This window comes from Falsiroseomonas sp., assembly GCF_030695085.1.
In the GTDB taxonomy this organism is placed as follows: Bacteria; Pseudomonadota; Alphaproteobacteria; order Acetobacterales; family Acetobacteraceae; genus Falsiroseomonas.
This window is the reverse complement of sequence record NZ_JAUYTS010000221.1, coordinates 1-11295: the sequence shown is the minus strand read 5'-3', so window position 1 is coordinate 11295 and position 11295 is coordinate 1. Positions and strand designations below refer to the sequence as shown.

9 protein-coding genes and 1 pseudogene are annotated in these 11295 nt (G+C 69.6%); 7 read left to right on the top strand and 3 right to left on the bottom strand.

The window, feature by feature from the left end; translation table 11 throughout:
• Positions 1–1074: pseudogene (locus Q8S40_RS22870) on the bottom strand (DNA mismatch repair protein MutS); the annotation flags it as partial.
• Between the two features lie 150 nt (positions 1075–1224).
• On the opposite strand from Q8S40_RS22870, the gene Q8S40_RS22865 reads away from it, so the two are divergent.
• Positions 1225–3534 (top strand): NADP-dependent malic enzyme, encoded by a 2310-nt coding sequence (locus tag Q8S40_RS22865; RefSeq protein ID WP_305672252.1) that lies wholly within the window; start codon positions 1225–1227, stop codon positions 3532–3534.
• 4 nt (positions 3535–3538) lie between these two features.
• On the opposite strand, the gene Q8S40_RS22860 is transcribed toward Q8S40_RS22865, so the two are convergent.
• Positions 3539–3682, bottom strand: a complete 144-nt coding sequence (locus tag Q8S40_RS22860; RefSeq protein WP_304809612.1) for a hypothetical protein — start codon at positions 3680–3682, stop codon at positions 3539–3541.
• A gap of 174 nt (positions 3683–3856) precedes the next feature.
• Between Q8S40_RS22860 and Q8S40_RS22855 the strand changes: the two genes are divergently transcribed.
• The 3 genes from Q8S40_RS22855 (at position 3857) to Q8S40_RS22845 (ending at position 6283) form a co-directional block, all read left to right on the top strand.
• Complete coding sequence (locus tag Q8S40_RS22855; protein ID WP_304809614.1) at positions 3857–4690, top strand: FkbM family methyltransferase; 834 nt, start codon at positions 3857–3859, stop codon at positions 4688–4690.
• 104 nt (positions 4691–4794) lie between these two features.
• Positions 4795–5145, top strand: coding sequence for an HPF/RaiA family ribosome-associated protein (locus tag Q8S40_RS22850; RefSeq protein WP_305672251.1), 351 nt, complete (start codon positions 4795–4797; stop codon positions 5143–5145).
• A gap of 16 nt (positions 5146–5161) precedes the next feature.
• Complete coding sequence (locus Q8S40_RS22845; RefSeq protein WP_305672250.1) at positions 5162–6283, top strand: hypothetical protein; 1122 nt, start codon at positions 5162–5164, stop codon at positions 6281–6283.
• 123 nt (positions 6284–6406) lie between these two features.
• On the opposite strand, the gene Q8S40_RS22840 is transcribed toward Q8S40_RS22845, so the two are convergent.
• Entirely contained in the window at positions 6407–7276 is an 870-nt protein-coding gene (locus tag Q8S40_RS22840; RefSeq protein WP_304809619.1) for a tripartite tricarboxylate transporter substrate binding protein, read from the bottom strand.
• A 369-nt stretch (positions 7277–7645) separates the two neighbouring features.
• On the opposite strand from Q8S40_RS22840, the gene Q8S40_RS22835 reads away from it, so the two are divergent.
• From Q8S40_RS22835 to dnaN, 3 genes are all read left to right on the top strand, one after another.
• Positions 7646–8455, top strand: a complete 810-nt coding sequence (locus tag Q8S40_RS22835; protein ID WP_305672249.1) for a gamma-glutamyl-gamma-aminobutyrate hydrolase family protein — start codon at positions 7646–7648, stop codon at positions 8453–8455.
• Between the two features lie 211 nt (positions 8456–8666).
• Entirely contained in the window at positions 8667–9695 is a 1029-nt protein-coding gene (locus Q8S40_RS22830; RefSeq protein WP_305672248.1) for an arginase family protein, read from the top strand.
• A gap of 112 nt (positions 9696–9807) precedes the next feature.
• On the top strand, positions 9808–10935 hold the full coding sequence (gene dnaN, locus Q8S40_RS22825; RefSeq protein ID WP_304809623.1) for a DNA polymerase III subunit beta: 1128 nt from the start codon (positions 9808–9810) through the stop codon (positions 10933–10935).
• The last annotated feature ends 360 nt before the right edge of the window (positions 10936–11295 follow it).

Sequence of the window (11295 nt, the reverse complement as noted above, 5' to 3'; positions counted from 1 at the left end):
CGCGCGGGCCATGTCGGGCGCGCCCTTCAGCGTGCCGCGCAGCGCCGTTCGCGTGGCCTCCGCGCCCAGCAGGAAGGACACCGCATCATGCCGGGCGGAGACCGCCGCTTCCTCCGCCAGGGGGGCGGCCAGCCTGGCGGCCAGCTCGCGCGCCCCAGCCGCCGTCAGGGTGCGGTCAACGGCGGCGAACAGCGTGGCCTCCGTGCCGCCGCGCTGGTCGCGCAGAATCTCGAGGCTGCGCCGCGTCGCCGCATCCAGCGCCAGCGTGCCGGCGGCGCCGGCCTGCGGGCGGGGCGGGTCAAGCCGTGGCAGGGCGCCGGCCTGGGTTTCCCGCACATAGGACAAGGCGAGGGCCGCGGCGGCCAGCTCCGCCCCGGTGAAACGGCCAAAACCGTCCAGCGTGGCGACGCCGAAGGCCTCCCGCAGCAGGCGGGCGGGGTCGCGCGGCGGGGCGCGTTCGGCGATGCGGCCGGGCAGGCGCTGGGCGAGGTCGGGCAGTTCGGCCAGGTCGCGCGGCGCGCAGGCCTCCACCGGCTCGATCCGCGCCAGCAGCGCCCCGAGGTCGCCGCGCGGCAGGGCCATGGTCTCGAAACCGCCGGTCGAGACATCGACCCAGGCGGCGGCGAAGTTTTCTTCCACTTCGGCCAGGGCCAGCAGCCAGGCGGGGCGGGCGGCGTCGAGCAGCCCGTCTTCGGTGACCGTGGCCGGGGTCACCACGCGCACCACCTCCCGCCGCAGGGTGGGGGCTTTCCGCTTCTTCGCCTCCTCCGGCGTTTCCATCTGGTCGCAGATGGCAACGCGGTGGCCCTGGCGGATCAGCCGGGCGAGGTAGGCTTCCCAGGCATGCACCGGCACGCCGCACATCGGCACCGGCTGGCCGCGATGCTCGCCGCGGAAGGACAACGCGATGTCGAGCGCGGCGGAGGCGGTTTCCGCATCGCCGAAGAACATCTCGAAGAAATCGCCCATGCGGAAAAAGACCAGCGCATCCGGATGCGCGGCTTTGGCGACGAACCACTGCGCCAGGGCGGGTGTCGCGCCTTCGGCGGCGGGGATATTGGCAATATCGCTCACCACCTCTCGATAGACTGCCGCATCGCCGCTGCGAAGGGCCTGCTGCTTAACCCGCCAAAGTCGCCCAACGCAGTTGCGAAGCGGCTGTCTTCCCAGGTCCGCCCCGGGCTGCAATGAAGGGGGGAATTGAGTTGGGGAAGACACGAAACCATGGACGACGCGCGCAAGGAACCGGGCGAGGCCCTGGCCGATACCCGCACCGCCCGGATCACCGAGCAGGAGGCGCTGGCGATGCACGCCGAGGGCCGGCCGGGTAAGCTGGAGATCCGGCTGACCAAGCCGTTGACCACGGCGCGCGACCTCTCGCTGGCCTACAGCCCCGGCGTGGCGGCGCCCTGCCTGCACATCCACAAGAACCCGGCGCTGGCCTATGACTATACCAGCAAGGGCAATTTCGTCGCCGTCATCAGCAATGGCACGGCGGTGCTGGGGCTCGGCAATCTCGGCGCGCTGGCCTCCAAGCCGGTGATGGAAGGCAAGGTCGCGCTGTTCAAGCGCTTCGCCGATGTCGATGGCGTCGATCTGTGCCTGGACACCGAGGATGTGGACGCCTTCGTCAATTGCGTCCGCTACCTCGGCCCGAGTTTCGGCGGCATCAACCTGGAGGACATCAAGGCGCCGGAATGCTTCGTCATCGAGCAGCGGCTGCGCGAGCTGATGGATATTCCGGTCTTCCACGACGACCAGCACGGCACGGCGATCGTCGCCGCCGCCGGCCTGATCAACGCCTGCCACCTCACCGGGCGCGACCTGAAAAGCGTAAAACTGGTGATCAACGGCGCCGGCGCGGCGGCGGTGGCCTGTGCCGAGCTGGTGAAGGCGATGGGCATCCACCCGCAGCACGTGATCCTGGCCGACACCAAGGGCGTGATCTATCGCGGCCGGACGGAGGGCATGAACCAGTGGAAGTCGGCGCATGCCGCCGACACCGCCTGCCGCACCCTGGCGCAGGCGATGGAAGGCGCCGATTGCTTCATGGGCCTGTCCGTCAAGGGCGCCGTGACGCCGGAGATGGTGCGGTCCATGGCCGCCCACCCGATCATCTTCGCAATGGCGAACCCGGACCCGGAAATCACGCCGGATGAGGCGCGCGCGGTGCGGCCTGATTGCATCATCGCCACCGGGCGCAGCGACTATCCGAACCAGGTCAACAACGTGCTCGGCTTCCCCTTCATCTTCCGCGGTGCGCTGGATGTGCGGGCTTCCACCATCAATGACCCGATGAAGGTCGCCGCCGCCAATGCGCTGGCGCTGCTGGCGCGGGAGCATGTGCCGGAGGAAGTGGCGGGTGCCGGTGCCGGCAAGTCGCTGCGCTTCGGCCCCGAATACATCATCCCCAACGCCTTCGACCCGCGCCTGATCAGCCGCATCCCGCCCGCCGTCGCCAAGGCGGCGATGGATAGCGGCGTGGCGCGCAAGCCGATCCTCGACCTGCACCGCTATGCGCGGGACCTGGCCGGCCGGCTCGATTCCACCGCGCATGCGATGGAGGCGATCGCGGAGCGGGTGCAGGCCAATCCGCGCCGCGTGGTCTTCGCCGAGGGCGAGGAGGAACGGGTGATCCGCGCCGCCATCGCCTTCCGCAACGCCGGCTACGGCACCCCGGTGCTGGTGGGGCGGGAAGACCGGGTGAATGCGGTGGTCGCCGGCCTCGGCATCGCCATGCCGGAGGGGATCGAGATCCACAATGCCCGCGTCTCCGACCGCAACACCGCCTATGCCGAATGGCTCTATGCCAAGAAGCAGCGCGAAGGTTTTCTCCAGCGCGACTGCCAGCGCCTGGTGAATCTGGACCGCAACGTGTTTGCGGCCTGCATGGTCGCCGCCGGCGATGCGGACGCGATGGTGACGGGTGCGACCCGCAGCTACGCCGCCACGCTGGAAGGCGTGCTGACGGCGATCGACCCGGCGCCGGGCACGGTGCTGTTCGGGCTGACGCTGATGCTGGCGCGCCGGTCCGGCACCGTGCTGGTGGCCGATACCGCCATCCATGAACGGCCGGATGCGGCGACGCTGGCCGAGATCGCCACCAAGGCCGCCGCCGCCGCGCGGCGCCTGGGGCATGAGCCGCGCGTCGCCTTCCTGTCCTTCTCCACCTTCGGCGACCCCAAGGGCAGCATCCCGGGCAATGTGCGGGATGCGGTGAAGCTGCTGGACCAGCGCGAGGTGGATTTCGAATATGACGGCGAAATGGCCGCGGACGTGGCGCTGGACCCCGGCCTGCGCGCCAGCCTGTATCCCTTCTGCCGCCTGACCGGCCCGGCGAATGTGCTGGTCATGCCGGGGCTGCATGCGGCGCATATCCTCACCAAGGCGGCCCCCAGGCTGACCTCCGCGCAGACCATCGGACCGCTGCTGATGGGCCTGTCCGCGCCGGTGCAGATTGTCGGCATGGAGGCGGGGGTGAACCAGATCCTGGATATCGCCTGCCTCGCGGCGCATGCGGCCTTGCCGAAATGAGGGGCTAGACGCCGGCCTTGCGCCGGCGTCCGCCCAGATATCGGCGCTCCGGCCGGTAGGTCAGCCAGCGGCGCAGCCCGCGCAGGAAATCGCGCAGCGGGGTTGGCGCACGGAAGCCATGGGGGGCGAAGCAAAGGGCGGCGGGCATGGGAAGGGGCTCCCTGGTTCGGGTTCGCCCTCCTGGCGTCGCGGCGCATGACCGAGGCCGTAATCTGCACGAGGCAGGATTAACCGCAGGTTGTGACCGGCGCCGGATTTTGGCGCGACGGCCGCTGGCGGCTATGCTGCCTGCCACATTCCCTGTTCCGAAGGTGGCCGAAGCGTGTTCAGACGCCTGTTCTCCCCCCGCTCCGGCCTGCCCCGCCCCGCCCCGGCGTCGCGTGACACCTATTGCTTCCTCGGCAACCGGGCGGTGGCGCTGACCCATTCGGGGCTGAAGATCTTCCTCGACGTGCGCGATGTCGGCATGACGCCGCATATCGCGCTGTCCGGCGAATGGGAACGCCATGTCGAGCGCCTGCTGCGCCGGCTGCTGAAGCCCGGCGCGCAGGTGGTCGAGGTGGGGGCGAGCATGGGCTACCACACGCTGGCCATGGCCCAGGCGGTGGGGGCCACAGGCCATGTGCATGCCTTCGAGGCCAATCCGCGGGTGCTCGCCCTGCTGAAGGACAGCGTCACGGTGAACGGCTTCGATGGCCGCGTCACGGTGCATGCCGCGGCCGCCCTGGCGGAACCCGGCCGCATCGCCTTCGCCGTCCACCCCGCGCATATCGGCAGCGGCCATGTGGCGCTGGCGGAGACGGTGGCAGGCTATCCCGAGCGGTTCGAGGCGCGCGGCGTGCGGATCGACGACGCGCTGGCCGAACTGCCGGCGGCGGATCTGATGCGGCTGGATTGCGAGGGCAGCGAACCACAGGCGCTGCGCGGGGCGGAGGCGCTGATCCGCCGCTCGCCCGACCTGCTGATGGTCACCGAATGGGATAGCCACATGATGGGGGCGCGGGAGGATGTCGGCGCCTTCGAGGCCTGGCTGCGCGGCCTCGGCCTGGTGCATGTGCAGGAGATTACGCCCGGCGGATTGAAGCCGCTGGCCGAGGGCAGCCTGGCGGGGCTGGCCCATGCCGACCTGCTGCTGTCGCGCCAGCCATTGGGGTAGCCGCCGCCTGGCCGGCGCCCCGGGCGCCTTCAGGCGAAAAAGCGCGCGGCACAGACCAACCAAGCGTAGCCCGGGGCGTTGAGGGTGTAACCGGGAGCATCAGCATGCAGATTCAGTTCAATACCGACGACAATGTCGAGGGGCACGACGCCCTGGCCCAGCAGGTCACGGCCGAAATCGAGAATGTTCTGGGCCGGTTTTCCGACCAGCTCACCCGCATCGAGGTGCATCTCAGCGACGAGAACGCGGGCAAATCGGGCGGCGCGGACAAGCGCTGCCTGATGGAGGCGCGGCCGACCGGGCGTCAGCCGATGGCCGTGACGCATCAGGCCGCGACGCTGGAGGAAGCCTATCGCGGTGCGGCGCGGAAGATGCGGAGCATGGCCGAAAGCACCTTCGGCAAGCTGGTGGACCAGAAGGGCGCCGCCTCCATCCGAGACAATGAGCACCGCTGAACTTCGACCGGAGACGATGATGTTTTCCAAGGACGATCTTTGGGCGCTGCTCGATGACACCCCTTCCACCGGTGTCTCGATCTTCCTACCCACCCATGTCCGCGGCGCCGAGACCCGGCAGGACCCGATCCGGCTGAAGAACCTGGCCGCCGAGGCCCGGGACCGGCTGATCGAGACCGGGGTCTCGCGCCAGGACGCGGAGGCGCTTCTGGCGCCGGCCACCGCCCTGGTCGAGGATTATGAGTTCTGGCAGCACCAGCGGCACGGCCTGGCCGTATTTCTGGGCGGCGCCCAGCCGCGCCACTACAAGCTGCCGGTGGCGCTCGAGGAACAGGTGGTCGTGCGCCCGGGCTTCCACATCCGGCCCCTGCTGCCGGTGCTGGCGCGCGACGGTGCCTTCGTCGTGCTGACCATCACCGCGGATGTCGTGCGGCTGTTCGATGCCTCGCGCTTCAGCCTCAGCGAGGATGGGGTCGCCGACATCCCGCGCTCGCTCGATGAGGTGACGGGCCTGGATGACGATTACGAAAACCCGCTCCAGGCCGCGCCGGTCAACCGGCCGAACATCGGGTCGGTCAGCGTGGGCAAGGCGCAGGTCTATGGCGACAGTCCCGAGGATTGGCGCAAGGGCCGCAGCGTGGAGTTCATGCGGCGCATCGCCGCGGCGCTGGAGGCGCATCTGGCGAATGACACCCGCCCGGTGGTGCTGGTGGCGGATGCCGGCGCGCAGGGTCACTTCCGCCAGCAGACGAAGCTGGGCGCGCAGCTGGCCGGCGTGATCGAGACGAACCCCGAGGGCATGGACCGGGACGAGCTGCACGCGGCCGCCTATGCCATCGTGCGCCCGGCCTTCGAGGAGGAGAAGCGCCTGGCGGTGGAGCGCGTCGAGGCCCGGCTGGGCAGTGGCGATGGCCGGGTGGCGATCACGCCGCAGGATATCCTTGAGGCAGCCCAGGCCGGGCGGGTCGATACCCTGTTGCTGGCCAAGGGCGAGGATGCCGAGGCGGACAGCGATGCGTCCGGGGATCTGCTTGATACCTCGGCCGTCGAGACGCTCCGCAATGGCGGCGAGGTCCGCATGCTGGCGGAGGATGCGATGCCGAAGGGCGCGCGGGCGGCGGCGCTGCTGCGCTACTGAACCTCACCCGCCCCACGCGCTAAACCAGGCCCCGGTGCGCGGGCCTGGCCAACGCCCTGCCTTCGGTGCGGCCCACAAGCCGCGGCGCGTCTTGGCAGCGCCGCGACCGGATGGAGCCTGGCGCTATCCGTCCAGGCGGATGCCCAGTTCCCGGATCAGCGGCCGCCACAGGGCATTCTCCCGCTGCACGAATTCGGCAAACTGCGCCGGGGTCCAGGGCTGGTACTCGATGCCGAGATCGGCCAGGCGCTTGGCGATATCGGCCGAGGTCATGGCGCGCACCATCTCCTGCGCCAGACGCTCGATCACCGGGGCGGGGGTGCCGCTGGGCACGCTCATGCCCTGCCAGCCATAGGCCACCGCCTCCGCATGGCCCAGTTCGCGCAGGGTCGGCACATCCGGGAACAGGGCGCTGCGCGTCTCGCTCATCACACAGAGCGCGCGGCAGCGATTGTCCCGGATGAAGGGCGTGCCGGTGGCGGTGTCGATCACCACCACATCCACATTGCCGCCCATGAGGTCCTGCATCGCCGCCGGGCCGCCGCGATAGGGCACATGTTCGCCGGCCAGCCCGGTGCGCCGCTTCACCAGTTCCATCGCCAGGTGGTGCGGGGAGGCGACGGCCGGCGTGCCATAGGTCGGTGCCCGCAACTTGGAGGCCGCGACCAGCCCGGCGAAATCCCGCACCGGATCATCCGGCCGCACCACGATGAACAGGGGGAAGCGGCCAATGAAGCCGACCCCGGTGAAATCGCGGTCCGGATTATAGGGCAGGCGGGAATACAGCGCCGGATTATAGACCAGGATGCCGTTGTCGACATGCATCCAGGTGTAGCCATCGGCCGGGCTGCGGGCGACGATCTCGCTTGCCAGCACGGCGCCACCGCCGGGGCGGTTCTCCACCAGCACATTATGGCCGAGCCGCGGGGTCATCTGCGCCGCGATCAGCCGGGCGAAGGTGTCGGAGGCACCGCCGGGCGGGTAGCCGACCACCCAGCGCAGCGGCCGTTCCGGCCAGCCCGCCTGGGTGCCTCCCTGGGGTGTCCCCTGGGGTGTCCCTTGGGGTGTCCCTTGGGCTTGGGCGCCTTGCATGGCAGCCAGCCCCGCCATGCCGATCCCAGCCAAAACCTCGCGACGCCCGACCATGCCACGCCTCCGTCCTGATCGGCGCATCATGCGGCCTGGCGTGGCGGGCGCAACAGCAACCACGCGCCGCATCCCCGCGGCGACACGCATTTCGCCGCGATACCAGGCGTCGGGCGCCACCGAAAGCGGCAGCTCCGGTCTGCCATGCACGGCACGCGCACCCATTCGGCCAAAGATTGACTTGAACCTGCCACGTTGCGGCGTGAAGTTTGCGGAATGCGCGCAATGGTCGGTATTTCCTGCTGTGTTAAAGCCTTTGGCCTGTTCGGTACGCCGAACCATGCCGCCTCGGACAGTTACGTCCGCGTCTCCCTCGGGCCGATCGGTGCTGTGCCGGTGCTGCTGCCCGCGGCGGGGGAGGCGCTGGTGCCGGATATCCTGCCGCGGCTGGATGGGCTGATGCTGACCGGCAGCCGGTCCAACGTGCACCCCGACTACTACGACGGCCCCGCCCATGCGGAGGGCACGCCCGAAGACCCGCAGCGGGATTCCACCACCCTGCCGCTGATCCGCGCCGCAATCGCCGCCGGCCTGCCCGTGCTGGCGATCTGCCGCGGCTTCCAGGAACTGAACGTGGCGCTTGGCGGGTCGCTCGACCAGCGGATTCAGGATCTGCCGGGGCGGATGGACCATTCCACGCCGTCCGACCAGAAGCTGCCCGGCGTGCGGACCGGCAAGGCCCATGCGGTGCGCGTGGCGCCCGAAGGCCAGCTCGCCCGCATCTGGGCGGAGGCCGGGCTGCGCTTCCGCCCGGAAGCGGTGCCGGTGAATTCCCTGCACAACCAGGGCGTCTGCCGCCTGGCGCCGCGCCTGGTGGCGGAAGCCTGGGCGCCGGATGGCACGATCGAGGCGGTGCGCGTGGCCGATGCGCCCGGCTTCGTCATGGGCGTGCAGTGGCACCCGGAATATGATTGGGAACAGGATGCCCGATCCCGCGTGATCTTCGAGGCCTTCGGCGCGGCCACCGCCGCCTGGGCCGCGGGCCGTCGCCCGGAAGACGTGCCCACCCACCGCGCCGCGGCCTGAGCCGGACCGCACGCGAATTTTTTGCCGTGGCCGGTTCGGTCGCGCTATGATGGACGGGCCGGCCGACTACCGCCGGCGGACGATGCCCGGTTCCCCTGCCGGCTCGCCCGACCATTCCGATCGGAAGTTATCAGCGTGGCGCCCGGTCACCCCCCTGACCGGGCGCTTTGCGTTGTACAAGGCCGGGGGTGCAGGGCGCGGAGGCGGTGGCATGGATGCGGAAAAACTGGCGGCGCTGCGGGCGCGGTTTGAGGATGCCAGCGGGGCAGAAACCGAGGATCCGCTGTTCCGCCGCATCATCGAAAGCCAGTTCCAGGGCGACCGCCGCGCCTGGCCCTTCGCCGGGCTGGCCACCTTCTGCGGCGCCCCCTTCCAGGCGGATGCGCTGACCAACCCGCCCGAGATCGGGCTGATCGGCGTGCCTATGGACCTCGGCGTGACCAACCGGGCCGGCGCCCGGCTTGGCCCGCGCGCGATCCGCGCGGTGGAGCGCATCGGGCCCTATGAGCCGGCCCTGCACATGGCGCCGCTGACGGAAGCGCGGGTGGCGGATATCGGCGATGTGCCGATGGCCTCCCGCTTCTCCCTGGAATCCTGCCACGCGGATATCGAAAGCCATTTCAAGGACCTGCGGCAGGCCGGCATCCGCACCGTCGCCGCCGGCGGCGACCATTCCATCAGCCTGCCGATCCTGAAGGCGCTGGGGGCCGGGCGGCCGCTGGGCATGGTGCATATCGATGCCCATGCCGATACCGGCGGCCCCTATGAGGGCACCCGCTTCCACCATGGCGGGCCGTTCCGCGAGGCGGTGCTGGCCGGCGTGCTGGACCCTGAACGCACCATCCAGATCGGCATCCGCGGCGGCGCCGGCTATCTGTGGGAATTTTCGACGGCCAGCGGCATGACGCTGATCCAGATGCATGAATTTTCCGAATTGGGCGTCCCGGCGGTGCTGGATCGTGTCCGACAGGTCGCGACTGGGCCGATCTACGTCTCCTTCGACGTGGACGCCGTGGACCCGGGCTTCGCCCCTGGCACCGGCACGCCGGAGGTGGGCGGGCTGACGCCGCTGCAGGTGCAGCAGTTGCTCCGCGGCCTGGCCGGGCTGGATGTGGTGGGCGGCGATGTGGTGGAGGTGGCGCCGCAATATGATGCCGGCACCGCCACGGCGCAGATCGGCGCCCAGGCGATGTTCCAGATTCTCTGCCTGCTGGTCCGGGCGCCGTCCTTCCGGACCTGAAAATGGAAGGAAGCCCGGCCCTTCAAAGGCCGATTCCAGCCTGTTAGACTAGCCGCCCGCGCGGTGCGGGTAGCGGTCGGCCTGTCGCCGCCAGATTTCGGGAATCCAGGTCATGAAGTTCACGGTGGACCGGGCGGTGCTGCTCAAGGCGCTCGCGCATGTGCAGAGCGTGGTGGAGCGGCGCAACACCATCCCGATCCTGGCCAATGTGCTGCTGGAAGCGCGCGAGGGCGGGCTGCGCCTGACCGCGACCGACATGGAAATCGCGGTGGTCGAGGATGTGCCCGGCGTGACCGTGGCCCGCGCCGGCCGCACCACGGCGCCGGCGGCGACCCTGTTCGAGCTGGTCCGCAAGCTGCCGGACAGCGCCAAGCTGGAACTGGACCATCCGGGCGGCGATGCGCAGATGACGCTGCGCGCCGGCCGCTTCGATGCCAAGCTTTCCGTCCTGCCGGTGGAGGACTTCCCCTCGATGACCGAGGGCAAGCTGCCGCACCGCTTCGCCATCGGCGCCGCCATGCTGCGCGGGCTGATCGACAGCACCCGCTTCGCGATTTCCACCGAAGAGACGCGCTACTACCTGAACGGCATCTACATCCACGCCACCGAAGCCGGCGGCACCAAGGTGCTGCGCGCGGTCGCGACCGATGGGCACCGCCTGGCCCGCGTCGAGGAACCGCTGCCGGATGGCGCGGATGGCATGCCGGGCGTGATCGTGCCGCGCAAGACGGTGAATGAGCTGCGCAAGCTGGCCGAGGAAGTGACGGATGAGATCGCCGTGGCACTCTCCGACACCAAGATCCGCTTCACCCTGGGCGCGGTGCAGCTGACCTCCAAGCTGATCGACGGCACTTTTCCTGAATACGAGCGGGTGATTCCGCGCGGCAACGACAAGATCCTGCGCGTGCAGAAGAAGCACTTCGCGGAGGCCGTCGGGCGCGTCGCGGGCATCAGCAGCGAGCGGTCGCGGCCGGTGAAGCTGTCCATCGACCGCAACCACCTGCTGCTCTCCGCCGCCAGCGCCGAGCTCGGCCAGGCGCAGGAGGAGCTGGATGGCGAGGTGGTGAGCTATGAGCACGGTCCGCTCGAGATCGGCTTCCAGGCGCGCTACCTGAACGACATCACCGACCAGATCGCCGAGACGGTGGAGTTCCGCTTCTCCGACGGCTCCGCGCCGACCATCGTGACGGACAGCGCGAAGCCGGAAGCGCTGTATGTGCTGATGCCGATGCGGGTCTGAGCGCAAAGAAAAGGCGGCGTCAGTATTCCTGACGCCGCCATGGAGGTTCCGCTCGGCCATGGTGCCCGGTTGAGCGGGACGCGGCTTGCGGGTCGAAGTTTACAGCACGCGGACACTAACGGTCCGCACCTTCGCCAGCAAGTCGCTGTGTCGGGCGCCATACTGCGGAGACTGGCATGGCCAAGATGGCACGCCAGCAGTTGCTACCCGGCTTTGGCCTCATTTTCAGGGCCACCAGGACAACCCGCTCTGGCCGTGTGCTCAAGGCGCACGACTATGGGTTCAGGGGTTGGCCGATGGTGGTCTGGCTTGAGGACGAAGGTCGGCGTGCAAGCTAGGCTCGTAGCCTAGTGGGCGGCC